Annotated in this window: 22 protein-coding genes; 8 read left to right on the top strand and 14 right to left on the bottom strand. The window is 58.8% G+C overall.

What is annotated here, in order from left to right; translation table 11 throughout:
• Positions 1-22: 22 nt before the first annotated feature.
• The 4 genes from ACWNZ1_RS24480 to ACWNZ1_RS24465 form a co-directional block, all read right to left on the bottom strand.
• Positions 23-1336: a C4-dicarboxylate transporter DctA gene (locus ACWNZ1_RS24480; protein WP_256453769.1), complete on the bottom strand. Its 1314-nt coding sequence runs from the start codon at positions 1334-1336 to the stop codon at positions 23-25.
• Positions 1337-1640: 304 nt separating this feature from the next.
• Complete coding sequence (locus ACWNZ1_RS24475) at positions 1641-2180, bottom strand: hypothetical protein (RefSeq protein ID WP_256453768.1); 540 nt, start codon at positions 2178-2180, stop codon at positions 1641-1643.
• Positions 2181-2404: 224 nt separating this feature from the next.
• Entirely contained in the window at positions 2405-3658 is a 1254-nt protein-coding gene (gene glyA, locus ACWNZ1_RS24470) for a serine hydroxymethyltransferase (protein WP_135847261.1), read from the bottom strand.
• A 225-nt stretch (positions 3659-3883) separates the two neighbouring features.
• Complete coding sequence (locus ACWNZ1_RS24465; RefSeq protein WP_265072397.1) at positions 3884-7732, bottom strand: sensor domain-containing protein; 3849 nt, start codon at positions 7730-7732, stop codon at positions 3884-3886.
• A 271-nt stretch (positions 7733-8003) separates the two neighbouring features.
• Between ACWNZ1_RS24465 and ettA the strand changes: the two genes are divergently transcribed.
• The gene (gene ettA, locus ACWNZ1_RS24460; RefSeq protein WP_135847259.1) at positions 8004-9668 is read left to right on the top strand and encodes an energy-dependent translational throttle protein EttA; all 1665 of its coding nucleotides are present in this window, start codon (positions 8004-8006) and stop codon (positions 9666-9668) included.
• A gap of 175 nt (positions 9669-9843) precedes the next feature.
• Here the strand turns inward: ettA and lanM are convergent, their stop codons facing one another.
• The 7 genes from lanM to ACWNZ1_RS24425 all read right to left on the bottom strand — a co-directional run bounded on the left by lanM (position 9844) and on the right by ACWNZ1_RS24425 (position 17158).
• The gene (gene lanM, locus ACWNZ1_RS24455; protein ID WP_456027929.1) at positions 9844-12921 is read right to left on the bottom strand and encodes a type 2 lanthipeptide synthetase LanM; all 3078 of its coding nucleotides are present in this window, start codon (positions 12919-12921) and stop codon (positions 9844-9846) included.
• 84 nt (positions 12922-13005) lie between these two features.
• Positions 13006-13164 (bottom strand): hypothetical protein, encoded by a 159-nt coding sequence (locus ACWNZ1_RS24450; RefSeq protein ID WP_280944392.1) that lies wholly within the window; start codon positions 13162-13164, stop codon positions 13006-13008.
• A 160-nt stretch (positions 13165-13324) separates the two neighbouring features.
• The gene (locus tag ACWNZ1_RS24445; protein WP_178084280.1) at positions 13325-13468 is read right to left on the bottom strand and encodes a hypothetical protein; all 144 of its coding nucleotides are present in this window, start codon (positions 13466-13468) and stop codon (positions 13325-13327) included.
• A gap of 226 nt (positions 13469-13694) precedes the next feature.
• Positions 13695-14186 carry a GreA/GreB family elongation factor gene (locus tag ACWNZ1_RS24440; protein WP_135847256.1) on the bottom strand — a complete coding sequence of 164 codons (492 nt, stop codon included), beginning with the start codon at positions 14184-14186 and terminating at the stop codon, positions 13695-13697.
• Between the two features lie 72 nt (positions 14187-14258).
• The gene (locus tag ACWNZ1_RS24435; protein WP_135847255.1) at positions 14259-14615 is read right to left on the bottom strand and encodes a hypothetical protein; all 357 of its coding nucleotides are present in this window, start codon (positions 14613-14615) and stop codon (positions 14259-14261) included.
• A gap of 112 nt (positions 14616-14727) precedes the next feature.
• A complete protein-coding gene (locus ACWNZ1_RS24430; protein WP_456027928.1) occupies positions 14728-16581 on the bottom strand; it encodes an Lnb N-terminal periplasmic domain-containing protein in 1854 nt (617 codons plus the stop codon).
• An 88-nt stretch (positions 16582-16669) separates the two neighbouring features.
• Complete coding sequence (locus ACWNZ1_RS24425; protein WP_135847253.1) at positions 16670-17158, bottom strand: DUF3015 domain-containing protein; 489 nt, start codon at positions 17156-17158, stop codon at positions 16670-16672.
• Positions 17159-17448: 290 nt separating this feature from the next.
• On the opposite strand from ACWNZ1_RS24425, the gene ACWNZ1_RS24420 reads away from it, so the two are divergent.
• The 4 genes from ACWNZ1_RS24420 to ACWNZ1_RS24405 all read left to right on the top strand — a co-directional run bounded on the left by ACWNZ1_RS24420 (position 17449) and on the right by ACWNZ1_RS24405 (position 22017).
• Complete coding sequence (locus ACWNZ1_RS24420; RefSeq protein WP_135847252.1) at positions 17449-19887, top strand: Lon protease family protein; 2439 nt, start codon at positions 17449-17451, stop codon at positions 19885-19887.
• A 346-nt stretch (positions 19888-20233) separates the two neighbouring features.
• Positions 20234-20575, top strand: coding sequence for a PA4575 family protein (locus ACWNZ1_RS24415; protein WP_135847251.1), 342 nt, complete (start codon positions 20234-20236; stop codon positions 20573-20575).
• A 131-nt stretch (positions 20576-20706) separates the two neighbouring features.
• Entirely contained in the window at positions 20707-21195 is a 489-nt protein-coding gene (locus ACWNZ1_RS24410; RefSeq protein WP_014340287.1) for a TIGR00645 family protein, read from the top strand.
• A 204-nt stretch (positions 21196-21399) separates the two neighbouring features.
• Positions 21400-22017 carry an FKBP-type peptidyl-prolyl cis-trans isomerase gene (locus ACWNZ1_RS24405; protein ID WP_135847250.1) on the top strand — a complete coding sequence of 206 codons (618 nt, stop codon included), beginning with the start codon at positions 21400-21402 and terminating at the stop codon, positions 22015-22017.
• A gap of 115 nt (positions 22018-22132) precedes the next feature.
• Here the strand turns inward: ACWNZ1_RS24405 and ACWNZ1_RS24400 are convergent, their stop codons facing one another.
• From ACWNZ1_RS24400 to ACWNZ1_RS24390, 3 genes are all read right to left on the bottom strand, one after another.
• Positions 22133-22390: a PA4570 family protein gene (locus tag ACWNZ1_RS24400; protein WP_116833489.1), complete on the bottom strand. Its 258-nt coding sequence runs from the start codon at positions 22388-22390 to the stop codon at positions 22133-22135.
• A gap of 204 nt (positions 22391-22594) precedes the next feature.
• Entirely contained in the window at positions 22595-22936 is a 342-nt protein-coding gene (locus ACWNZ1_RS24395) for a zinc ribbon domain-containing protein YjdM (protein WP_135847249.1), read from the bottom strand.
• 195 nt (positions 22937-23131) lie between these two features.
• Positions 23132-24100: a polyprenyl synthetase family protein gene (locus ACWNZ1_RS24390; RefSeq protein WP_280944391.1), complete on the bottom strand. Its 969-nt coding sequence runs from the start codon at positions 24098-24100 to the stop codon at positions 23132-23134.
• Positions 24101-24339: 239 nt separating this feature from the next.
• On the opposite strand from ACWNZ1_RS24390, the gene rplU reads away from it, so the two are divergent.
• The 3 genes from rplU (at position 24340) to cgtA (ending at position 26360) form a co-directional block, all read left to right on the top strand.
• Positions 24340-24654, top strand: coding sequence for a 50S ribosomal protein L21 (gene rplU / locus ACWNZ1_RS24385; RefSeq protein WP_003176051.1), 315 nt, complete (start codon positions 24340-24342; stop codon positions 24652-24654).
• 34 nt (positions 24655-24688) lie between these two features.
• Positions 24689-24946 (top strand): 50S ribosomal protein L27, encoded by a 258-nt coding sequence (rpmA, locus tag ACWNZ1_RS24380; RefSeq protein WP_003176049.1) that lies wholly within the window; start codon positions 24689-24691, stop codon positions 24944-24946.
• Positions 24947-25136: 190 nt separating this feature from the next.
• Positions 25137-26360, top strand: a complete 1224-nt coding sequence (gene cgtA / locus ACWNZ1_RS24375) for an Obg family GTPase CgtA (RefSeq protein ID WP_135847246.1) — start codon at positions 25137-25139, stop codon at positions 26358-26360.
• Positions 26361-26420: the final 60 nt, after the last annotated feature.

Genomic DNA, 26420 nt, shown 5'->3' with positions numbered 1-26420 from the left:
CAGGGGCCGGCATCGCGGTCTTTCAGAATTGCTGATGATGGGCGCTGCCCACCGGTTTACGGGGTTGGAAGGTATAGCCTTGTTGGCCGGACAGCACCTTGCGCGCCCGCGGGACATCGATGTCTTTTTCCCAGCGGGCGATCGCCACGGTGGCCACGCAGTTGCCGATCAGGTTGGTCAGTGCGCGACCGATGCCCATGAACCAGTCCACGGCCAACACCAGCACCAGGCCGACCACCGGGATCGCCGGGATCGCGGTCAACGTGGCGGCCAGGATCACCAGCGCCGAGCCGGGAATCCCATGGGCACCCTTGGAGGTAATCAGCGACACCAGCAAGATGGTCAACAGATCGCTCATGGCCAGGGGCGTGCCGGTCGCGTTGGCGATGAAGACAATCGCCAAGGTCAGATAGATCGAAAAACCGTCCAGGTTGAACGAGTAGCCGGTCGGAATCACCAGGCCCACCGTGGAGCTGCCGATCCCGAGGTGCTCGAGCTTGCGCATGACCTGTGGCAGCACCGCGTCGGACGAAGCGGTGCCGAGGACGATGAGCAACTCTTCGCGCAGGTATTTGAGAAACGGCAGCATTGGCAGGCCCGACGCACGCATGACCACGCCCAGGATCACCGCGACAAAAGCGATGCAGGTCAGGTAGAACAGACCGACGAGGCTGCCCAAGTGCTGCAGTGAGTCCAGGCCATATTTGCTGGTGGTAAAGGCAATGGCGCCGAAGACTCCGATGGGGGCCAGGCGCACGATCATACCCATGATGCGAAAGATTACGTGGCTGAGTTCGTTGATCAACCGAGAAATGCCCGAAGCCGCGTCGCCCACCAGATTCAACGCACTGCCGAACAATACCGAGAACACCAACACCTGCAGAATGTTGTTGTCAGCGAACGCACCGATCACCGAACTCGGAATCAGGTTCATCAGGAACTGAGAGGTGGTGACCATGTGTTGGCCGCGCTGGGCGATATCACCCATGTCGGCGCTGGAGAGCTGTTCCAGATGAATGTTCGCCCCGCTGCCGATGCCCGTACTGAAGGCAAGCACCAGACCGAGGACCAAGGCGATGGTGGTGAGTATTTCGAAGTAGATGACCGACTTGAGGCCGATGCGTCCGACCTTCTTCAGATCACCGGCACCGGAGATACCGCTGACCACCACGCAGAACACGATCAGGCCGATGAGCATCTTGATCAGCTTGATAAAGCCGTCGCCGAGGGGTTTGAGCTGTGCAGAGTATTCGGGAAGGGTAAGCCCGCAGACGATGCCGAGCACCAGTCCGAGGACAACTTGAAGGAAGATCGACCGCGAGCACCATTTGAGCATGGGAGGGATTCCTGGTTCGGTGTCCTTGTTCGTCGGCGCTGGGGCCGTTGGCGTCAGGACTTCATTATTGTGGTCTTACCGGTTTGTCCAGTGCAGGCGCAGTCTAGGCGCTGTTTTTCAGGGGATGCAAGCTGAATTGTAGGGTTTTGGCTTGACCGGTCTTACCAGTTGGGTGAAACCCCTATGCTTGAGCCTTTTCTTCCAATAAAAAATTTTGCAGCCGGTCAACCTGACGCAGCCCCTGGGGCGAGGGGACAAACCTCTCGTCACAGGGGCTACCTGGTTTTATGTTTTTGGGCGGACCCTACACTCCTTCACGCAGGCTCAAGATGAAAGTTATCTTTGACTTTTCTTCGGTCTCGGCAAGATAAATATAAGGCGACCCGCGCATTCTTAATCCGCCGACATATTTATTAGTCGCGGTCATGAGCGAGATGGGGGTGTGCTGGGTGTTGATGTTTTTTCGTGTGATGATGTTTTGTTGATGATCGATAAGGATGAAACGCGTCGGATTAACAGTGTTTGAATTCTGTGCGCCAAGCACTTCAAGCCAGCTCTTGCTAATCAGTTTGTTATAGTATTCCCCGGGGTTTTTCAGGGTCAGGATGTAGCCATTGGGCGTAGGCTGGAAATGCAGCATCAATGGGATGCAGTCCACGGCCTGGGCTTCGGCGCGCATGCCGAGCAGGTGTGAGTGATCATGGGTTTGCGGTTTGCCGGTAAAGAATCCACCGCTGAATGAACTGACGGTCGCCATCGCGGGTTTGCCATGCAGCGTTTCAAGTAGATTTACGTGGGCGTCAAACATATTAAGTGTTGCATGAAAAGAGTGTTCACTGTCCATGTGATAATTGAATCCTGTATTGAATTATGAGGTGGAACGAGGTGGATGTTATTGGTTTATTGATTGTCGGTGGTGTTATCTGTATTGCAGGAAGTTAAGTGCGGTGGCGAGCGTTGCATGTGAGTGCGGATAACTTGGTTAATTGGCCTTGTCGGGTTAACGACTAATAAAAAAGGCCCGCATCTTTCGATGCGGGCCTTTTTAACTACGGTCTGGCGGGCTGATTAAGCGCCGTATACCGGCAACTTCTTGCAGATAGCCTTGACCTTCTCACGAACGGCGTCGATCACTGCTTCGTTGTTCAGGTCAGCCAGGATGTCGCAGATCCAGCCGGCCAGTTCCTTGCACTCGGCTTCCTTGAAACCGCGGGTGGTCACGGCTGGGGTGCCGAAGCGCAGGCCCGAGGTGACGAACGGAGAGCGTGGGTCGTTTGGCACCGAGTTCTTGTTCACGGTGATGAACGCCTTGCCCAGCGCCGCGTCAGCGTCTTTGCCGGAGATGTCTTGCTTGATCAGCGACAGCAGGAACAGGTGGTTTTCAGTACCGCCGGACACCACGTCAAAACCGCGCTCGATGAACACGCCGGCCATGGTCTTGGCGTTTTTCACCACTTGTTGCTGGTAAGCCTTGAACTCAGGTTGCAGGGCTTCCTTGAAGCAGATCGCCTTGGCTGCGATCACGTGTTCCAGCGGGCCACCCTGGGCGCCCGGGAATACGGCGGAGTTCAGCTTCTTCTCGATGTCGGCGTTGGCGCGAGCCAGGATCAGGCCGCCACGTGGACCGCGCAGGGTCTTGTGAGTGGTGGTGGTGACCACGTCGGCGAACGGCACCGGGTTCGGGTAGACGCCGGCGGCAACCAGGCCTGCTACGTGGGCCATGTCCACGAACAGATAGGCACCGACCTTGTCGGCGATTTCGCGAAAGCGTGGGAAATCGAGGATCTGCGAGTAGGCAGAGAAACCGGCCACGATCATTTTCGGCTTGTGCTCGAGGGCCAGACGCTCGACTTCGTCGTAATCGATCAGGCCATTGCCGTCGATGCCGTACTGGATAGCGTTGTACAGCTTGCCGGAGGAGGAAACGCTGGCGCCGTGGGTCAGGTGACCGCCGTGGGCCAGGCTCATGCCCAGGATGGTGTCACCGGCCGACAGCAGCGCCAGGTACACGGCAGCGTTGGCTTGGGAACCGGCGTGGGGCTGGACGTTGGCGTAGTCGGCACCGAACAGTTCCTTGGCACGGTCGATGGCCAATTGCTCGACCACGTCGACGAACTCGCAACCGCCGTAGTAGCGCTTGCCTGGGTAGCCTTCGGCGTATTTGTTGGTCAGTACCGAGCCTTGAGCTTCCATCACCGCAGGGCTGGTGTAGTTTTCCGAAGCGATCAGCTCAATGTGCTCTTCCTGGCGCTGAGCTTCTTGCTCCATGGCGGCAAAGAGATCGGCGTCGTACTTGGCAATAGTCAAATCACGGCTGAACATGGCGGTCCTCAAGGATCGGGGGCAGAAAAGGGAGGCATTCTAACCCAACCGGTTTTGGAAGGCATATGAAAGGACATCATGTCGCGGACGAATGGGATTCAAGCAGCGTTCAGCGGTGCCCGGATCGGCCCCTTCGCGAGCAAGCCCGCTCCCACATTTTGAAATGCGTTCCCCCTGTGGGAGCGGGCTTGCTCGCGAAGAGGCCCGCCCAGCCACCACAAGCTTTCAGTCAAGCATGAACAACGCATCATTGCTGAACTGCGCTTCAAACCGATTGGCCGGCATCGGCCGGCCGAACAGGTAGCCCTGGACTTCATCGCAGCCATGCTCGCGCAGAAAGTCCAGCTGCTCGTGGGTCTCGACGCCCTCGGCGATCACCGCCAGGTTGAGGCTATGGGCCATGGCAATGATCGCCCGGGCGATCTGGGCGTCCTGCTCGCCGGACGGCAGGCCGTCGACAAAGGTGCGGTCGATCTTCAGCACATCGATGGGGAATTGCTTGAGGTAGTTGAGCGACGAATAACCGGTGCCGAAGTCATCCACGGCGATGCTCAGGCCTAGGTTCTTCAGCCCGGCCAGGATCTGCATCGCCTCACTGACTTCGCGCATCAGGATACTTTCGGTCAGTTCCAGCTCCAGGCAAGCCGGCGGCAGACCGGTGCTGCGCAGGATGTTGGCGATGCGCGTGCCGAGCAGGCCGTCGGAGAACTGCCGGGCCGAAATATTGACCGAGACTTTCGGCACCCGGACCTTGGCCTGGTGCCAGGTCTTGAGTTGCCGACAGGCTTCGTCGATGACCCAGTCACCGACATCCACCACCAGCCCGAGCTCCTCCAGTACCGGGATGAAGTCCCCCGGCGGCACCAACCCGCGTCGCGGATGGCGCCAGCGCAGCAGGGCTTCGGCGCCAGTCAAACGTTTGCCATCGCCGCTGAACTGCGGTTGGTAATACAGCACGAACTCATTCTGCTCCAGGGCATGGCGCAGGTCGCTTTCCAGTTCCAGCCGCTCCAGGGCGCTGGCGTTCATGTCGGCCTGGTAGAACTGGAAGTTGTTCTTGCCGCGCTCCTTGGCGTGATACATGGCGGTGTCGGCGTTTTTCATCAACTGGCTCAGCTCGTTGCCGTCCTGAGGGCTCAGGGCGATACCGATACTGGCGGTGACGAAAAACTCCCGACCTTCGAGCACGAATGGCCTGACCAGGCTGGCGAGGATCTGTTCGGCCACGGTAATCGCCCGGTTCAGTGCCATCTCGCGACTGGCGCGCGGTTGCAGCAACAGGGTGAATTCGTCGCCGCCCATGCGCGCCACGGTGTCGTCATCGGCGACGCAACCGAGCAGTCGCGTGGCCATCTCCTTGAGCATCCGGTCGCCGGCGGCGTGGCCCAGGGAGTCGTTGATCGGTTTGAAGCGGTCCAGGTCGAGGAACATCAGCACCACCCAGTTCTTCTGCCGCTCGGCCGATTGCAACGCGGTGTGCAGGCGATCCTGGAACAGCGTGCGGTTGGGCAGGTGGGTGAGGGCGTCGTAGTAGGCCAGGCGATGGATCCGCTGCTCGCTGGCCTTGCGTTCGCTGATGTCGCTGAAGAAGCACACGTAACTGGCCAGGTCGCCTTCGTCATCCAGCACGGCGGTGATGCCGACCCACGCCGGGTAGTGCTCGCCATTGCGCCGCTTGAGCCAGACTTCGCCTTCCCAGGTGCTGTGCTGCTGCAACTGCTTGAGCACGTAGCGCAGGTGAGCTTCCTGTTGCTCGTCGACGGTCAGCATGTTGGGCAACTGGTCCAGCACTTGCGACACCGCATAACCGCTGACACGGCTGAAGGCTTCGTTGGCCTGGACAATATAGCCGGCCGGGTCGGTGATCAGGATCGCCGAGGTCGAATGCTCGAATACCGTGGCGGCCATGCGCAGGTCTTTTTCAGCGCGCCGCTGCTGACTGATGTCGCGGCCCACGCCGAGCACGCCTTCGAATGCGCCGTGTTCATCCCACACCAGCACCAGCCGCAATTCGATGGGGATCTTGCGTCCGTCGGCACGCAGGCAGTCGAACAGGAACAGCTGGGTCTGCAGCTGGTTGCGCAGCTCGGCCAGTTGCTCGGGACTGTCGAGGGCCTTGCTGACCCGCTCCATCAGGGCATAGATGCCGGTCAATTGCTGCGGATTGGCGATGGTCGATTGCCAGCCGTTCTGGAAGATCCAGTCCGCGTTATAGCCAAGCACGGCTTGCACTGATGGGCTGACGTAGTTGAGCGAGAGCTTGTTGTCGGTGGAGAAAATTACGTCGCTGATGCTTTCGGCGAGCATCCGGTAGCGTTGTTCGCTGTCACGCAGCGATTCGCTGGCTTCGATCTGTTCGGTGATGTCCTTGGCCACGCCGATGATCCGTGTCACCTGGTCGTAGTGGTCGCGGGCCAGGGCTTGCTCGCGAATATCGAAGCGCCGCCATTTGCCATTGCGATGACGAAAGCGCAGCTGGCATTGCAGCAATTGGGCATAACCGGCCTGCCGTTGCTGCTGGCGCAGGCAGTGGTAATGATCGGCGTCTTCGTTATGCAGCAGGATTTCCCAGAAGTATTCGCCCATCTGTTGCAGTTCGGTGCGGTCGTACCCCAGGGTCTGGCCCAGGTGATGGTTGCTGAAGATCATCCGCTGGCTGATGACGTCCTGCACGTAAAGATGATCCGGCACGGTGCGTACCACGTCGGACCAGAAGCCTTCTCGCTCAAGCAGCGAGAGCTCGATCAGTTTGCGGCTGGTGATGTCGCTGATACTGAGGATGACGGCGTTATAGTCTTGCTGTTTTTCCGGCAGGCGCAGGACCAGCCACAGGTGTTGATCGCGGCCGTGGGGATCCTGGAGCTTGATTTCCAGTTCCAGTTGTTTGTGCGGGTCGAGCAGCGCTTCGAGCAGTTTCGAGCCAATCGGGTTGTTGCCTTCTTGCCCCTTGCCGACCAGCAATTGCCAGGCCTGCTCGCAGGTGTCGACGTTGAGCAGCTTCAACGCCATCTGATTGACTTCGGTGACGTGCATTTCCTGGCGCAGTTGCTCGAGCTGGTGCGGATGTTCCACCCAGGCGCGCAATTGATCGCCATTGTGCAGGCCGGCCTGCTCAAAAAATGCCTTGAGCCCCGACAGGTCAAGCACGCACAGGGCCACGCCGGTGCCTTCGAAAATATCCTGGTAGCGCCGACGACCTTCGTGCAACTGGCGCTGGCGCCGGCGCATGTTCAATAGCGCGATCACCGGCAACAGCGAAAACGCCAGGCCCAGCAGGCATTTGCCGATGAAGGCCGGTAGCAGTTGTTCGAGCACCTGGCGTCGGTCGAACAGCCCGCGCAGTTGCCAGTCGCTGCTGCTCAAGGGCACGGTCAGCACCGTGTTGTTCAGATCATCCGGCGATAGACGGGTGGCGTTGGCCGAGGGCAGCCCCTCGTCTCGACTGATGATCTGTTGGGTGAGGCGGTTTTCCACCAGCCACAGCGGGCGCAGGCCCACATCGGCCTGTTTGGTCAGGGTCGAGAAAAAGCTCGGGGTCAGGCGCAGGGCCCAGTAGCCCCGGCCGCTACCGGTGGCCTGATGCAACAGTAGATGCACCACGGAGCCGTCTTCGGCATTGCTGAAATAGTGCGCCTGGGCACGGCTGCGGCGTACCAGTTCACCCAGGTAGTCGGCGTCCCGGCTGGCGGGGTCGCTGTCGCTGAGCACCTTGCCGGACGGGCTCAGCAACGCCAGGCTGCGTAGATCGGGCAACGACTGCTGGAGTTTGCGCAATAGGGCCTGCTGTTCGTCGGTACTTTGCGGTTGCTCGACGATCGGTAGCAGATTGAGGGCGATTTGCGCGTTCAGGGCCATGTTCAGGCTGACTTGCGCGGCCAGGTCGGCGGTGTATTCGATGGTGTACTGGCGCTGTTGCTGCTGGGTTTCGCGCAGTTGGTCGAGCAACTGCCAGAAGAGCAATCCGAGCAACAGCAGCACCAGCGTGGCCAGTGCGCTCTTCAGTGTCCCGCGCAGGGGGGAGCCGGGCACAGCAGTCGGTGCGCGTGGGGACAGGGGCGGCGTGACGTTGGACAAGCTGTAATCCTGCGGTTTGCTGGACTGGCGCGACACGCACTATAAGCCGGACGCCCGAAGGGCGGCTAGCATGCCTTGACTTGTGGCAAAGTGCCAGTCCCTGGCGGCTGGACCTTGACCGACGGTTGAGGTAGCTTTGCCGGTCAAACAAGAGCGTTCCAGCTCCAGATTCCCAGGCTCTATCCGCCCGCAGGCATTGATGACCATCAAGTGCCGGCGCCGCGCATGGCCTGGCTCGTTCTTTTCACCTGTCACTGACGCTAGGTTCACCATGGCTCAATACGTCTTTACCATGCATCGGCTGAGCAAAGTTGTTCCGCCGAAGCGGGAAATCCTGAAAAATATTTCACTCTCGTTCTTCCCCGGCGCCAAGATCGGCGTGCTGGGCCTCAACGGCTCGGGTAAGTCCACGCTGCTGAAAATCATGGCCGGGGTCGATAACGAATTCGACGGCGAAGCCCGTCCGATGCCGGACCTGAATATCGGCTACCTGCCTCAGGAGCCTCAGCTGGACCCGACCAAGACCGTGCGTGAAGTGGTCGAGGAAGCGGTCAGCGTGATCAAGGACGCCCAGGCGCGCCTGGACGAGGTCTACGCCGCCTACGCCGATCCGGATGCCGACTTTGACAAGCTGGCCGCTGAGCAGGCCAAGCTTGAAGCGATCCTGCAGGCCAGTGATGGCCACAACCTGGAGCGCCAGTTGGAAGTCGCCGCCGATGCGTTGCGCCTGCCGGCCTGGGACGCGAAGGTCGAACACCTGTCTGGCGGTGAGAAACGCCGCGTAGCCCTGTGCCGCCTGCTGCTGTCCGCCCCGGACATGCTGCTGCTCGACGAACCGACCAACCACCTGGACGCCGACTCCGTCGCCTGGCTCGAACACTTCCTGCACGATTTCCCGGGCACCGTGGTTGCGATCACGCACGACCGTTACTTCCTCGACAACGTCGCCGGCTGGATCCTGGAACTCGACCGCGGCGCGGGTATTCCGTACGAGGGCAACTATTCGGGCTGGCTGGAAGCCAAGTCCGATCGTCTGGCCCAGGAATCCAAGCAGCAGTCGGCCCATGAAAAAGCCATGAAGGAAGAACTGGAGTGGGTGCGCAAAGGCGCCAAGGCCCGCCAGTCCAAATCCAAGGCACGCCTGCAACGCTTCGAGGAAATGCAATCCCAGGAATTCCAGAAGCGCAGCGAAACCAACGAGATCTACATCCCGGCCGGTCCGCGCCTGGGTGACAAGGTCATCGAATTCAAGAATGTCTCCAAGGGCTATGGCGACCGCGTGCTGATCGACAACTTGTCGTTCTCCATGCCCAAAGGCGCCATCGTCGGCGTGATCGGTGGTAACGGCGCGGGTAAATCCACGCTGTTCCGTATGCTGATGGGCAAGGAAACACCGGATTCGGGCAGCATCGAAATCGGCGAAACCGTGCAATTGGCCTGCGTCGACCAGAGCCGCGAAGACCTGGACGGCAGCAAGACCGTGTTCCAGCAGATTTCCGACGGCTCCGACCAGATCCGCATCGGCAACTATGAAATTCCGTCGCGCACCTACGTGGGCCGCTTCAACTTCAAGGGCGGCGACCAGCAGAAGTTCGTCAAGGACCTGTCCGGTGGTGAGCGCGGTCGCTTGCACCTGGCGTTGACCTTGAAGGAGGGTGGCAACGTCCTGCTGCTCGACGAACCGTCCAACGACCTCGACGTCGAAACCCTGCGTTCCCTGGAAGAAGCCCTGCTGGACTTCCCGGGCGCCGCCATTGTGATCTCCCACGATCGGTGGTTCCTTGACCGCGTGGCGACCCACATCCTGGCGTACGAAGACGACTCGCAAGCGGTGTTCTTCGAAGGTAACTACACCGAGTACGAAGCCGATCGCAAGAAACGCCTCGGCGAAGCGGCTGCCCAACCGCACCGTGTACGGCACAAGAAACTGGCCTGATTCGCGGTCAGTTGCATAAAAAACGGAGCCTTCGAAGGCTCCGTTTTTTTATGGGCGCTGCAAATTCCCTGTGGGAGCGGGCTTACTCGCGAAGGCGTCGGATAAGCAAGCATTGTGGTTGACTGACCCAGCGCTTTCGCGAGCAATTCCGCTCCCACAAGGTATGTGGCTGTTTTTATCCCGCGGATTGCTTCGCGAAATCGAGCGAAAGAATATTTGGAAGGGTCGGATCCATCTGGTACAGCAAGGCATAGCCTGCACCGGTTATTCCAGTCAGCAGACTGACATCGGGCACCCGATCACTGTCGAGATAGGGCCCTTCGAAAAATTGCCGGGAGACTTCGTCAAGTGCCTCTCTGACTCTGTTCATACCCTCGGGGTTATCTGAATGCCGATACAGGTCATACAGGCAGAGCAGATTGCCGAAATCGCCATGGCAAAGGTTGTAGCCCTCGCCAAACCCGTGTTGCCAGAGATTGTTCTCGCATCGCTGTATATCGTCGAGCACGGTCTGCCTGGTCGCTTCGTCCAGGGCGTCCCCCATCGACTCCATGAGCTGTCGTCTGGCGATGAGGATGCCTCCGTCGCCGTGGCACCACTTGGACGTATGGTCCGCCGGCCCGAGGTTGCGCAGGTCCAGCCAGAAACCATCCCGACTCAAGCGGTTTTCCCCCTCGAGCACCTGGATGGCCAAAGGCACCAGCGTCGCATCGCCGGTCACGTCATAGGCTTTGCACAGGGCATGGATGACGCCCGAGAGGCCGTGGGACAAGCCTGTCAGAATGACAGAGCGGTCATCGCGTCGTAGAAGCTGGCCATCTTCAATCAGGATTTGGTCCTTTATGTAGTCGACCATGCGTTGGATGGCCGGCAGCACGTCCTCCTGTGCCGATAACGCATGGATATTGGCCAGCAGTGTCACCGCACCACAACAACCTCCCAGGAAGTCGAAATCATAGTGTTCAGGAGGCACTTCAATCAGCTGGGTCAGCAGGCCGGCAATTTTTCTATCGTGACTGGCGTCTCCAGTGACCTGGCGACGATTGATGAGCAGATAGATGTAAGCCCCCAGCCCGTGATACGCACTGACCGTCAAATCGGTTTTGAAAAAGCCGAAGCGTTGTTCCAGTGAGTCCAGGACCTGATCCAGGCACGACAGAAAGCGTGGTTTGCCGCTCACCTTGAACAGGCTCAGGTAAAACAAGCCAATCCCGGCGATACCGGAGTACACCCCGTGATCCATTGGCGACGGGTATTTTCTCTGCGTCGTGGGGTGCATATGGAAAGACAGCCAGCTTACATCCTCTGCTGCGCCCACTATCGCGAGTTCCTCGAGGCGGGAACTGATGCTCAGAATCGCGTCGAGGGGCTTCTTTTCAAGGTTCGCCAGCGTTTGCTTGATAAGCGATGGCGGATGTCCATTCGGTTCTGGGAACAAACAGATTTCGAGCAAGGTGCGTTGCAAGGCCCAGTCTTTGTGGGACAGGTTGGCTATTTTCTGTAGGCAGCTTTCCAGCGGGGGCTCCACGGCCGCCATCGGTATTGTTTCACCCTGTGCGCTCGTAAAATAGTTGGCGTTCAGCGGCATGGTAAAGCACGGAATGCTGGACCTTTGCAGGTCGGCTATTTCATAGCGGGGAATGCCCTTTTCCCGATAGGGTTCTCTCAAATCTTTCCACAAGGTCGCGAGCAGAAGTTCTCTGTCGAGCATGTTTTGCATAAAACGTGGGTGACGGATCAGCCCGATAAAATCAGCGTAGCGTTGAGAGTTTTTCAGCAACACCCGGGTCGACAGTTCGCCTGCGGCTTGTTCAAGCTTCTGCATGATCGCGTGCCGGTGAACCATGAGTCCGCCATAGGCATATTCAAAGCCTTGGAGAAGCTCTGCTTTATAAGCTTGGGCCCCCTTGCGCTCACCCTGCAAAAGCGGCAAGTGTTTTTGCATCAGGTGGTGTTCGAATTCGACTTTACGCAGATGGTAAAAGCCACCGTCAAAAACCAGGGAATGGCGGGTCGAGATAAATAGCGCTTGTCGGGTCAGACCGCTTTGGTCGTTATTGAGTTGCTGTGAAAAGGGTACGAAGCCGCTGGAACATATCGACCGCTGGACCAATTTAAAGCTATTGGACAGTGCGCAGCCAGCGGGCAGGTCAGTGAGCAGGTCGCTGGTGGAAGCCGTGAACAAACACTCGAGGTCAATCATGACCGGACTGTTGCCGCACGCGATGATGTTTTCGTAGTGAAAGTCGATCCCATTCAATGCATGGATGACGGCTATTTGTGCCCCCATTTTTTCATAGAACAGTCCAACGTCCGCTTCGCTGTCACAAGGTAGGTTGTCGATTTTCTCTACCCAGCTATGTCGCTCGTGGCTGAGGATCCTTGGGGTGTGGATAGAAAAACAATCCGCGCCGGTCCACTCACGCAACTGTCCAAGAAGACCATAGAAAAAAATCGCCTCCCGGTTTGCTCTTGGCTTGTAGACCAATGAAGTCGTGCTGATTTTGACTTGGCAGACCGTTTCGCCGCGACCATGGGGGTCACCCAGGCCAAGCTCGATAGCCTCGATTTTCCGGGATGGGATCGAAAAATCCCGCACCAGCGCTTCAGCATCGTCGGCGAAGTTGTGAATGACTGCATAAAGGTAATGGAGGGTGTCTTCCAGCAGATCAAACAGCAGTGTCGCCAGCACTGGGTAGGATTCGAAAAATTTCAGCAGCGGCAACGTGCGCAGATGCTCATTGAATCCGTTCAAGTCAATGTCATCACCGTTCGCAATCCGTGTATTCAAATAATGGACCAGGCTCTGCTCCGCCGTGCGTTCAACCCGGGCCAGGACATAGCGTTCAAGGCTTGCAAACAACGCGGGTTCATCAATGTGCGTTGACGCATTCAAATAGCGCACATCTGCCTTGAAGGTGTCGACGAAATAAAGAAAAAAACGATAGCTGAACCAATAAAAATTACCCGTGCCGCCTGAGCTTTCTTTTGTTTCGACATTAATGCTGTCGAGGCGAGCAAGCTTAGCCTTAAGGGCGTTCAAGGCGGTTTCGCCATCGGCAGGCAAGCACTGCTGGTTGATAGGTTCCTTGATATAAGAGAGCAGCTGCTCACTGTTCAACCCAAAGTGATTCAGCAAGGTTTGGTCGTCAGCATGCAGACGGGTCAGGTTGTTTTCAAAAAGGGCGATGTCGCCGTCGGAAGAATATCTGTATTTTCCACGCTGATCCAACTTCAAAGCGTTAACAAGCATGCCGTAGCTCCTGGCATGGATAGAGCAGGCGATGCCTGCTCTATGTTTAAAAGTGTTGCCTGTATGGTGATAAGTTAACCGGGATTAACACATAATTGTTGAACATTCAATGGCGGTGCACGTTCCAAAGGTATTGCATTCCATTGTTGTTACCAGCATTTCGCCGATGTTGTTGACGGGCGCTTGGTAAGCGTCGAATTCGAGATAAAAGTCACCGGACATGTTCAGGATTTTTTCGCTCATGGTATTTCCTCATCAATGATTAAACATCGCGTACAGTGACTTGTGGTCAATCGGAAGCCAGTCATTGCGCCCGAGCTGTAGGATGTAAAATGAAGTTTTTTATAAGTTGGATTAGGGGTGTCAAAGTCGTGTTGCATGGTGACTTTGAAAAGGGTAGGGGTTAGCACAAAAGAGCGGTGCACTCTGTGGTGCCGCACTCGACAATGGTCAGCGCTGCTGACTCAATGCCAAGGCTGTTAACTTGTTGGTAGGACTTGAAGTCACCGTCGAAGTCACCTGACATTGCCAGTATTTGTTCGCTCATTATGTTTCTCCTCTACTGTTGTCGCGCACCTGTTTTGGTGCGGAAAAAACAGTAGCACGCCCCTGATTTAACACCAACTTGTCGTTATGACCTTATGTTGCAGTTACATGCTGCTACAGGCATGTAATCTGCTGTCGTCACGCTCTAGTGCTAAAGCTATTTATCCGATCCTTTTGATGATGGGAAACATTTGAAATGTTTTATCGGTGCACTTAACAAGTGTCGCTTAATCAAGCGCTATCGCAATGACTTCAATGGCGAGATTCCCCAGCGGTCGTTCCCAGATCACTTCATCCCCTGCCTTCGCTCCCAGCAACGCTCGCCCCAGCGGCGAGCCCCAGTTGATCAGTCCACTGGCCGCATCGGCCTGGTCCTCACCGACCAGTTGCACGCGCTGTTCGTGATCATGCTCGTCGACAAAGGTCACCCAATGTCCGATCCGCACTTGATCGGATGAAGTTGGCGCAACGACTTGCGCGCTTTGCAAACGCTGGTTGAAATAGCGCAGATCCCTTTCAATGTCCGCGATGCGCTGCTTGTCTGCCTGGTCCCCTCTGGCCGTCTGCTGGCTGTGCAGCGCCTGCAATTCGGCGACCCGGGCCTGCAATTGGGCGAGTCCGGCGGGGGTGACGTAATTGGCTTGCGCACTGACCTGGCGTTCGACCGGCTGATCGGCCTGGGCAGCGGCATTGTCTTCGTTGACGAAGGCACGACTCATGGAATTGCTCCTCTCATTGGAGTTTGGGCCATGGTCCCAGGCTTTTGGTTTCAACGGATGTCTGCAGGCGACTCACTGCGAGCGATAAGCCCGGGCGGCGTCCTGATCTTTTTGTTGCTGCCAGGCCCGTTCGCGCTCGTCCCAATGGCGTTCGCGATAGGCGTTACGCTCCTCGCTTTCGCGCATGGCCTGGCACTGGCGGAAACCATCGCTCCAGCCTTCAGCGTAGCGTGCATCCTTGAGATAACGCGGTACGTCTTTCCTGAACTGGCCGGTGATCACCCCAGCGGCTTGTCGTCCACTGCTGCAACCGTCGTCGTAACCGTCGGCAAACGCCGGTGGATAACCTCGGGCGATCAGGTCTTCATGGGTGGTTTCACAGCCGCCGAGCAACATCAACACACCCAGTACCACTGCCACGCGCCTCATTTGCTGCCGTCCTGCCGCGTCCACTTATGCGAGAAGTCTAGAAGCGGATTCGTCAGGCCGACGTGAAAGCACTGTGATTAATCTGTTTGTCGTTTTGCCCGTGCGGCCTGGGTCAATAGTGATACCACTTCACCTCGAGCATCACCTCGTTCTCCGGCGAGGCCAGTTGGCTGAACTCCCGCTGGGCACTCAAGCGCAAGCCGAGGTTGCGGGACAACTCCCACTGTTGATTCAGGCTCAGGCTACGACGCACTTCGCCGTTGACGAAATAATCACCCTTGGCTTCCAGGCTCAGGTTGCCCCGCGGGTTTTTCCATAGCACGCCGCTGTTGAAGCCCGCGGCCGGGGCGATGAACTGGGCGAAGTCGTTGTTGTGCTCGACGCGCACCGTGCCCAGGGCAAAGCCCAGCACATCTTCGCCCAGCGCCCAGGTACCACCGGCGCCGCCGTTGACGTGGCTGACCAGGGTTTCATCATCGTGCTTGCCCGGCACCCGCTCCAGGCCGCCGGTGACCTGCCAGGACAGCGGTTGCAGCAGCTCGTTGCGCGGGGTCAGGGAGCGAATGGTCGCCAGGTCCAGTTGCTGCACTTGCCAGTCATTGCCTTCGTACTGGCGCAGTTTCAGTTGCAGGATCTCGATCTGCGCGCCCAGTGGGAAGCTCTCGCCGTTGTCGTTGAGGTCGTGGTAGGCCATGCGCAAGCCATACTCGCCAAACGCCCGGTCGCCTCGCGTGCCGAGGCCGGCCTGCCAGGTGCGCGACTCATGACCATTCTCGGGCAGGCCAGGTTGCGGGATGTCCAGCTCTGGCGCGGGGTTCTGGTTGATCGCCCGCAACAATTCGAAGCTGCGCTGGGAGCGTTGTGGATCGCGCTCCTGGCCGTTGGCCCGATAGCGCTCCAGACGATAAGCCGCATCGATGATCAGAGCCTGGCGTGCGCGCGGCAGTGCCTTGAATTCAGGGGTTTGCAGTTGCTGCTGGTCGGCGCTGACCTTTAGCACCCATTGCTGCTCATCGTCGCTGAGCGGTTCGGCGCGGCTGAGCAACTCCCGTTCGCGGGAAGGGCGATATTGGATACTTTCCACCAGCCCGGCTTCTTTCACCGCCTTGACGGTGTCGGTGGGAATCGCCGTCAGCGGGAATTGTTCGGTCAGGCGCAGGCTGGGGCGAGCCACTTGCAGCAATTCCAGCAAGCGATAGGAACAGTTTTCGTCGAAGAAAAAATAATCGAACTGAATCTGCTTGAGTTCCCAGACGTGCTCGACCATGCGCTCGGTTTCCGTCTGGCTCAGGTTCAGGCGGTATTCCCACAGGTCGCGGTTCTCCAGGCTACGGTACTCGGAGAGTTTTTCCTGGTATGGCACCAGGGCGAACAGGCCGGGATAACCGCCCATCAAGCCTTTCCAGGCGTAAAGGATGCTGTTGTCGGAGCCTTCGATGTAGGCGCCGAAATTGATCGCATAGCTGAGCAGGGCGGTCTTGTCGGTCTGCACGTCGGCCTGGTCGATGCGCAGCAAGGTGTGACCGAACATCGAGGACGGGCTGTTCAGGTACGCAGCGGGGAAAATCATCACCGCACTGTGGGGCGACACGTCCTTGAACCATTGATTGAATTCGCTGCAGTTGATGGCCGGCAGGTCGGTCAAGTTGAGCTGCGCCTTCAGCCAGCGAGTACGCGCCGGGTACACGCATTGGGCGTGTTGTTGGCCGGCGCTGGCCGGGCCGTACAAGGCGTTCAGCGTGGCGCTCAGTTCACGGTCGGGGTGTTCGTTGCCGTCGGGCGCGAGGAAGAATTTTTTGTCGCTGACATAGCTGCGCCAGCCACCCAGCTTGGCGGTTTCGTAATGGCCCAGGGAAATCCAGAATCGGTCATTGGCCAGTTGCTGCAAACGTTGAGGGTCGACATGAGGCGCGGCGGACAGCGGGGCGCACACACAGAGTGCCAGCCAGGCAAGGCGTTTGAGCATAGTCGGCTACTTGGAAAGTCGAAAAATAAAGACCGCAGGGGCCCCAAAAAGAAAACCCGCTCCCCGAGAGGAGCGAGTGGCATCGAGCTTAAGCTTGAGGCGCGTACTTGGCCAGGCGAGGGTCGCTTTTCAGCACGGCCAGGGTGTTGGTATGCACGTCTTCCGCGGTCACGTCAGCCTTGCTGAAGATCTGCTGGAAGTGCTCGTGGGTAACGGCGGAGAAATGTGCGCGATCTTCCGGCGCCACGCCCAGTACCACGGCGTAGGTGGTCAGCGCTTCGCCCTGACCCTTGGCCATGTCTTCGGACAGCTCGTTCATCATGCCATTCATGGCCAGCCAGGACTTGCCACCGTAGGTCAGTGCCGCGTTGGTCGAGCAACCGTTGGTGCCGGACGTCATGCCGAAGGTAGCGTTACCGGAGGTGCCGTTGGTGGTGGATGCCAGGAAGTGTGCCGGGGTGCCACGCTGGCCTTCGAACAGCATGTTGCCCCAGCCGCAGTCCGGGCCGCCCGGTGCCTGAGCCATGGCGTTGATGGATACAGCGGTGAAGAGAGTACCGAGAAGAATCCGTTTCATAGCTATGTTCTCTTTATGTGCATACCAAAATGGACAGGGTCTGGCACCTTCGTTCCTGTTGGGGGAGGCGCCAGTGGGCCGGTTATTGTTCCAGCCGCGCAATTTGGAGTTTAGGCACGATCCGAGGGTTCCGTGACATTTTGCAAAAACTATCCTTTAAGTCATGAATTTACCCGGTCCGGCCTGGGCTGTGCCCCTCGACTATGCTTTGGCCTGAGGCGCTCCTTGCCAGTCAGGTACAGGCAGCGCCAGAATGCCGCTATCTGCCCCGCCTGATGTAAGGAAGCCCGATGCCTGATCCTGTTGCTGCCAGCTTGCGTCTAGCGCCCGAAGCGCTGACTCGTCCGTTTTCCGCTGAACAGTTCAGCTTCTCTACCACCAATGATCTGGAGCCCTTCCGCGGTGTGCTTGGCCAGGAACGTGCGGTCGAAGCCTTGCAGTTCGGCGTGGCCATGCCGCGCCCCGGTTACAACGTATTTGTGATGGGAGAGCCCGGCACTGGCCGGTTTTCGTTCGTCAAACGCTACCTCAAGGCCGAAGGCAAGCGCCTGCAGACCCCGGCCGACTGGGTCTACGTCAACAACTTCGATGAGCCCCGCGAACCCCGAGCCCTGGAACTGCCGTCGGGTACCGCGGGTGCGTTTATTACCGACATCAACGGCCTGATCGACAACCTGCTGGCAACCTTCCCGGCGGTGTTCGAGCACCCGTCCTACCAGCAGAAAAAAAGCGCCATCGACCGCGCCTTCAACCAGCGCTACGACCGTGCCCTCGATGTGATCGAACGCCTGGCGCTGGAGAAGGATGTCGCGCTGTACCGTGACAGCAGCAACATCGCCTTCACGCCAATGAGCGACGGCAAAGCCCTGGATGAGGCGGAATTTGCCCAATTGCCCGAGGCCGAGCGCGAGCGTTTCCATGATGACATCTCGACCCTGGAAGAGCGCCTGAACGAAGAGCTCGCCAGCCTGCCGCAGTGGAAGCGCGAGTCGAGCAACCAGTTGCGCCACCTCAACGAAGAAACCATCACCCTGGCCCTGCAACCGTTGCTGGCGCCATTGTCGGAAAAGTACGCCGAGAACGCGGCCGTCTGTGGCTACCTGCAAGCGATGCAGGTCTATCTGCTCAAGACCGTGGTCGAGCAATTGGTGGACGACAGCAAGACTGACGCCATCGCCCGCAAGCTGCTGGAAGAGCAATACGCCCCGAGCCTGGTGGTCGGTCATCCGTCCAGCGGTGGCGCGCCCGTGGTGTTCGAGCCACATCCGACCTACGACAACCTGTTCGGCCGCATCGAATACAGCACCGACCAGGGCGCGCTCTACACTACCTACCGACAGCTGCGTCCGGGCGCCTTGCACCGGGCCAATGGCGGTTTCCTGATTCTTGAAGCGGAAAAAATGCTCGGCGAGCCGTTCGTATGGGATGCGCTCAAGCGTGCCCTGCAATCGCGCAAGCTGAAAATGGAGTCGCCGCTGGGGGAACTCGGTCGGTTGGCCACGGTGACCCTGACACCGCAGCACATTCCGTTACAGGTCAAGGTCGTGATTATCGGCGCCCGCCAGCTCTACTACGCCTTGCAGGACCTGGATCCGGACTTCCAGGAAATGTTTCGCGTGCTGGTGGATTTCGACGAAGACATCCCGATGGGCGACGAGAGCCTGGAGCAGTTCGCCCAGTTGCTCAAGACCCGCACTTCGGAAGAGGGCATGGCCCCGCTGACCGCCGATGCGGTGGCGCGCCTGGCCACTTACAGTGCCCGGCTGGCCGAACACCAGGGACGCTTGTCGGCGCGTATCGGCGACCTGTTCCAACTGGTCAGCGAGGCGGATTTCATTCGCCAGCTGGCCGGTGACGAGATGACCGACGCCGGCCATATCGAGCGTGCCCTCAAGGCCAAGGCCACGCGCACCGGGCGTGTCTCGGCGCGGATCCTCGACGACATGCTGGCGGGGATCATCCTGATCGACACCGATGGCGCGGCCGTGGGCAAGTGCAACGGCTTGACGGTGTTGGAAGTGGGCGACTCGGCCTTTGGTGTACCGGCGCGGATCTCCGCCACGGTGTATCCCGGCGGCAGCGGTATCGTGGACATCGAGCGGGAGGTCAACCTCGGCCAGCCGATCCACTCCAAGGGCGTGATGATTCTCACCGGTTACCTGGGCAGTCGTTATGCCCAGGAATTCCCGTTGGCGATCTCGGCCAGCATCGCCCTGGAGCAGTCCTACGGTTATGTGGACGGCGATAGCGCGTCCCTGGGCGAGGCGTGCACGCTGATTTCGGCCTTGTCGAAAACGCCGTTGAAGCAGTGCTTCGCCATCACCGGCTCGATCAACCAGTTCGGTGAAGTGCAGGCAGTGGGTGGGGTCAACGAGAAGATCGAAGGCTTCTTCCGCCTCTGTGAAGCCCGTGGGCTGACCGGTGAGCAGGGGGCGATCATTCCCCAGGCCAACGTCGCCACCCTGATGCTTGACGAGAAAGTGCTGGCCGCCGTACGCGCCGGGCAGTTCCACGTCTATGCCGTGCGCCAGGCCGACGAAGCCCTGAGCCTGCTGGTGGGTGAGCCTGCCGGTGAGCCGGATGAAAACGGCGAATTCCCGGAGGGCAGCGTCAACGCCCGGGTGGTGGAGCGACTGCGAGTCATTGCGGAGATGATCAGCGAAGACGACATCAAGGAAGCGGAAAAGGAACTGGCGCAGCAGGCATTGGTGGAGGCGAAGCCGGCTTGATGCTTTCCTGATCGTTAGTAAGTCCAATGTGGGAGCGAGTCTGTGGGAGCAAAGCTTGCTCGCGATAGCGGTTTTACAGCCAACAAAGGTGTTGTCTGTGAGGGCGTCATCGCGAGCAAGCTTTGCTCCCACAGACCTCGCTCCCACATTATTTCGGGTTAATCCAAAAAAAGTGCCACCACTTTGGCGTCAATATTCACACTATGACCATTCGGCGCCTTCTGGTCTCGCTTTCCCTTGCGGCCGGAACTTTTCTTCTATCCTCAGCTCAAGGATAACGAGAGTCATCATCGGATCGAAACAGCCCTCCCTGGGCTGAATACCGGATCTACCGAGGGGCGCCGCCATGTCGCGCAACCTTTGCCTCACTCGCCAATGCCTGGGCCTTGTCACCCGTATCGAATGCGCCATTCGCCCCCTGGCGGGGGATACCGGTATGTGGACCTTGCTCTTCGCCGCCGGAATGGCCGGCGAACAACCTTCCGCTATCAAGGCTCAAGGCCCGTTTCCTGGCCCGAACGCCGCTGAAACCATCCTCGACACCATCGTTCAGAGCCTGACATTGCACGGCTATGAGCTGGCCGACGATCCACAAATCTGGTGCCTGCACATGCAAGCCCAACTGCGTGAAATCAATGGAGGACGGTGTCGCAGTGTCGACGGTTTCGAGTTTCGTCCGCTGCATTGACGGCATCGGCGGACGGGCGCGGGCAGTAAAGTTTTGAAACAAGGGCTGGGACCAAGGATCGGTCCGGCGTTTGTGGGGCAGGTCGTGGCTGATATACTCGCCGCGATTTTTCAGCCCTGGTGTGAGACTCAATGGAACGCTTTATCGAAAATGCAATGTACGCCTCCCGTTGGCTGCTGGCGCCGATCTACTTTGGGCTGTCCCTGGGCTTGCTGGCCCTGGCGCTGAAATTCTTCCAGGAAGTCTTTCACGTCATCCCCAACGTGTTTTCCATGGCTGAATCCGATCTGATCCTGGTGCTGCTGTCGCTGATCGACATGGCGCTGGTGGGCGGCCTGCTGGTGATGGTGATGATTTCCGGCTACGAGAACTTCGTCTCGCAACTGGACATCGCCGACGACAAGGAAAAGCTCAACTGGCTGGGCACCATGGACTCTTCATCGCTGAAGATGAAAGTCGCGGCCTCGATCGTGGCCATTTCCTCCATTCACCTTTTGCGCATTTTCATGGATGCCAAGAACGTCGATCCCGAGCACCTGATGTGGTACGTGATCATCCACATGACGTTCGTAGTGTCGGCATTTGCCATGGGCTACCTGGATAAACTGACCAAGCACTGAGGTCGTTTCATCGCCCTGACGCAACGCCCGCCTGTCGAGAAGCAGGCGGGCGTTGTCGTTTCTGGCGGTCGGCCCTTGATGCGGGGCTCGTCACCCGCCCCGGCATCTGTGCTAGTCTGCTCGCCCTTTTGGTTCCGGGCGCTCCGGGAGGCGCTGTGTCATCCACGGCAATTTCCCGAGCCGTCCGCACAGCGGAGCAGCATCATGTCCGAAGTTAACCTGTCCACCGACGAAACCCGCGTCAGCTACGGCATTGGCCGTCAGTTGGGCGACCAACTGCGCGACAACCCGCCACCGGGCGTCAGCCTGGACGCGATCCTGGCCGGTCTGACCGACGCCTTCGCCGGCAAGCCGAGCCGTGTGGGCCAGGACGAAATGTCCGCGAGCTTCAAAGTCATCCGCGAAATCATGCAGGCCGAAGCGGCTGCCAAGGCTGAAGCGGCTGCTGGCGAAGGCCTTGCATTCCTGGCTGAAAACGCCAAGCGCGAAGGCATCACCACCCTGGCGTCGGGCCTGCAATTTGAAGTGCTGACTCAGGGCGAAGGCGCCAAGCCGACCCGTGAAGACCAGGTGCGTACTCACTACCACGGCACCCTGATCGACGGCACCGTGTTCGACAGCTCCTACGATCGTGGCCAGCCAGCCGAATTCCCGGTGGGCGGCGTGATCCCAGGCTGGACCGAAGCCCTGCAACTGATGAATGCCGGCAGCAAGTGGCGCCTGTACGTGCCGAGCGAACTGGCTTACGGCGCCCAAGGCGTTGGCAGCATTCCGCCGCACAGCGTACTGGTGTTTGACGTCGAGCTGCTGGACGTTCTGTAAGACCCTGAATACCTGTGGGAGCGAGCTTGCTCGCGATGGCGGACTTGCATTCAACATCCCAGTTGATTGTCACACCGCCATCGCGAGCAAGCTCGCTCCCACAGGGTTTGGTGCTTCATCCGTGGAACCTGGCATTGAAATCGCCAGTCGGGCGCAACGCCCGCGCATAGCAGAACAGAAACAGATTACGCACCAGTTCCTTGAGCACCAACGGTTCGCTGGAATTGAGGCTGTTGAGGTCCAGATCCCCCTGGTCCTGCAGCTCATTCAAGGCTTCTTCTTCAAGCACCGCGCAGACTTCCCCGGTTTCCCGATGCAGGATCCTGAGGTAGGGATGTGGGCGGTCCAACCAGGCATCGATCAAATAAGTCATGGTTCTCATCTCCTTGATGGGGTTCGATGAGAATAATTCTTATTCGCTAAATAGCAAGTCTCTATTGGTGTTCCGATTCTTTTTCTGACGATGGGTTGTGGCCGCTCAAGACGGCTGGCGCTTGGCTAGGGCTTGGGAAACGGGGCTGAAGCGGGGAGGGTGAAGCACCATCCCACGCCGAGCGCGGGATGGTTTACAGCAGGATCAGACTTTTCTGACGAACTCGGATTTGAGTTTCATCGGGCCGATGCCGTCGATCTTGCAGTCGATGTCGTGGTCGCCATCGCACAGGCGGATGTTCTTGACCTTGGTGCCGACCTTGACCACCAGCGACGTGCCCTTGACCTTGAGGTCCTTGATCACGGTGATGGTGTCGCCGTCCTGCAGGACGTTGCCGACCGAGTCTTTCTTCACGGTGTCATCGGACGCCGTTTCGGCTTCGCCGCCGGCAGACCATTCGTGGGCACACTCCGGGCAGACCAGTTGGGTACCGTCTTCGTAAGTGTATTCGGAATTGCATTTCGGGCAGGGAGGCAACGTGCTCACTAAGGTTCCTTGGGTATCAGGAGGACAAAAGGGCGCACATTATATAGGGTTTTGTTGCCGAAATGGGTGTTCGCAGCATCTGTGGCGAGGGAGCTTGCTCCCACTCGGTTGCGCAGCGACCGCGTTTTCAAGAGGTGCTTCGCACCTCAGCGGGAGCAAGCTCCCTCGCCACAAAAGCTCGCTGATCGGCCAGGATCAGTGGGTACGCGCCACCGCAAACTCGCTCAACTCCACCAACGCATCGCGGTATTCGCTGGCCGGCAGTGCATCGAGGCATTTGATTGCGCGGGCGACGTAGTCGCGGGCCAGTTTCGCGGTGTAGTCCAGCGAGCCGGACGCTTCAACCGCCTCACGAATGCTTTCCAGGTCCTCGATCCCGCCTTTCTGGATCGCCTTGCGCACCAGCGCTGCCTGTTCCGGCGTACCTTCGCGCATGGTGTAGATCAGCGGCAGGGTCGGCTTGCCTTCGGCCAGGTCGTCACCGACGTTCTTGCCCAGGGTCTCGGCGTCGCCCTTGTAGTCGAGCAGGTCGTCCACCAACTGGAAGGCCACGCCCAGGTGATCGCCAAAGGTGCGCAACGCTTCACTCTGTTCGGCGCTGGCGCCTGCCAGGGCGGCGGCGCTGTGGGTCGAGGCTTCGAAGAGCATCGCGGTCTTGCCGCGGATGACTTCCATGTAAGTCTCTTCCGTGGTGCTAGCGTCGCGCACCTTGGACAGTTGCAACACTTCGCCTTCGGCGATGATGCGAGTGGCCTGGGACAGGATCTTCATCACCGGCATCGAGCCCAGTTCGACCATCATTTCGAATGAGCGCGAATACAGGAAGTCGCCCACCAGCACGCTGGGGGCATTGCCCCACATGGCATTGGCGGTCGAGCGGCCACGGCGCATGCCGGACATGTCGACCACGTCGTCATGCAGCAGGGTCGCGGTGTGCAGGAATTCGATGGTGGCCGCCAGCAGGCGCATGTCGTCGCCTTCGCGACCCAGGGCCTTGCCGCACAAAAGCACCAATAGAGGACGCAGGCGCTTGCCACCGGCTGAGGTGATGTAGTCGCCGATTTTCGATACCAGAGGCACTCGGGAAGTCAGCTGCTTCTTGATGATGTCGTCGACGGCGCTAAAATCGTCCGCCACCGCGCGGTAGAAAGCTTGGGGTTGCATCAGCGACAGGTGCTCCAGAAGGGTTGCGCGGCATGCTAGGACCCCCACCCAGACCTGTCAAGGCGCGATGGACGGCTACTTGCAAGGCTGTTGCACCTTGCGTACAATCGCGCACCCTGAACTTCCTGGGCAGCACCTGCCTTACGCAATTGCATCCGGGCCTTCCAGCCCATGCAGCCATGCCAGCCAATACCTCTTCTTATAAAGCGCTGGGTGAGCAGGATTATCGGAGAAATACCATGTCGTACGCAGTAATTGTTACTGGTGGCAAGCAATACAAGGTCGCCCCAGGTGAATACCTGAAGATCGAAAAACTGGAAATCGCTACCGGCGAATCCGTGACTTTTGATCGCGTTCTGTTGGTCGCCAATGGCGATGACGTGAACATCGGCGCTCCAGTCGTTGCTGGCGCTACCGTTGTGGCTGAAGTGATCTCCCAAGGTCGTCACGATAAAGTCCGCATCATCAAGTTCCGTCGTCGTAAGCACCACATGAAGCGTATGGGCCACCGCCAGTGGTACACCGAGATCAAAATCACCGGTATTCAGGCTTAATTTCAGCCTAATTCCTCACTAGGAGAATTGACTCATGGCACACAAAAAAGCTGGTGGTAGTACCCGTAACGGTCGCGACTCAGAAGCCAAACGCCTTGGCGTGAAGATGTATGGCGGCCAGAAGATCATTCCGGGCAACATCATCGTGCGTCAGCGCGGCACCCAATTCCACGCCGGTTACGGTGTTGGCATGGGTAAAGATCACACTCTCTTCGCGAAAATCGAAGGCGTGATCAAGTTTGAAGTAAAGGGCGCGTTCAACCGCCGTTACGTGAGCGTTGTCGCAGCTTAATTGCGAGATCGCTGGAAAAGCCCTGTCTTGCGACGGGGCTTTTTCGTTTGTGGGGTGAGTCTCTTGCAAAACTGTTTGTATGGGCTGTCGGCGCTGCGGTTGGGGCGTGTCATCAGGTCGCTGCGCTCATTTTTGCAAGAGTCTTATGTCTTGTTTTTTTGGCTCGTCCGTATGGCGAGAGGCGTGTGTCATGAAGTTTGTTGATGAAGTATCGATTCGAGTAAAGGCTGGCGACGGCGGCAATGGCTGCATGAGTTTCCGTCGGGAAAAATTTATTGAAAATGGTGGTCCGAACGGTGGTGATGGGGGCGATGGCGGCTCGATCTACATGCTCGCCGACGAAAACCTCAACACCTTGGTGGACTACCGTTACACCCGGCACTTCGATGCCGAGCGTGGCTCCAACGGCGGCAGCACCGACTGCACCGGCAAAAAAGGTGAAGACCTGGTCCTGCGCGTGCCGGTCGGCACCACGGTGATCGACTCCGCCACCCAGGAAGTCATTGGCGACCTGACCAAGGCTGGCCAGCGTCTGCTGGTCGCTCATGGCGGCTGGCACGGCCTGGGTAACACCCGTTTCAAATCCAGTACCAACCGTGCGCCGCGCCAGACCACCCCAGGCAAGCCGGGTGAGCAGCGCGACTTGAAGCTGGAAATGAAGGTGTTGGCCGACGTGGGCCTGCTGGGCCTGCCGAACGCTGGTAAAAGTACCTTCATTCGCTCGGTGTCGGCAGCCAAGCCGAAAGTCGCCGATTACCCGTTCACCACCCTGGTGCCGAACCTGGGCGTGGTCAGCGTCGATCGCTGGAAGAGCTTCGTGGTCGCGGACATCCCGGGGCTGATCGAAGGTGCTTCCGACGGTGCCGGCCTGGGGATTCGCTTCCTCAAGCACTTGTCCCGTACTCGCCTGTTGCTGCACCTCGTGGACATGGCGCCGCTGGATGACACCGATGCCGCCGATGCTGCTGAAGTCATCGTCAGCGAGCTGACCAAGTTCAGCCCGGCCCTGGCCGAGCGTGACCGTTGGCTGGTGCTGAACAAGTGCGACCAGATCCTCGAAGAAGAGCACGAGGAGCGGGTCAAGGAGATCGTCGATCGCCTGGAATGGGAAGGTCCGGTCTATGTGATCTCGGCCATTGCCAAAGAAGGCACCGAGCGCCTGTGCCACGACATCATGCGTTACCTGGAAGATCGCGCCGATCGCCTGGCCAATGACCCGGTCTACAAGGAAGAGCTGGCCGAACTCGATCAGCGTATCGAAGACGAGGCCCGTGCCCAGTTGCAGGCGCTGGATGACCAGCGTGCCCTGCGTCGCAGCGGCGTGAAGTCGGTCCATGACATCGGTGACGACGATTGGGACGAAGAAGATGTGGATGACGAAGACGGTCCGGAAATCATCTACGTTCGCGACTGACTCTGCGGCAAGTCGAGCTCCTGTGGGAGCAAGGCTTGCCCGCGATGACAGTTCATCCGG

The organism is Pseudomonas sp. CFBP 5748, from assembly GCF_053850495.1.
Note: the sequence above shows the minus strand (reverse complement) of the source record. Positions and strands in the feature narration are given on the sequence as shown.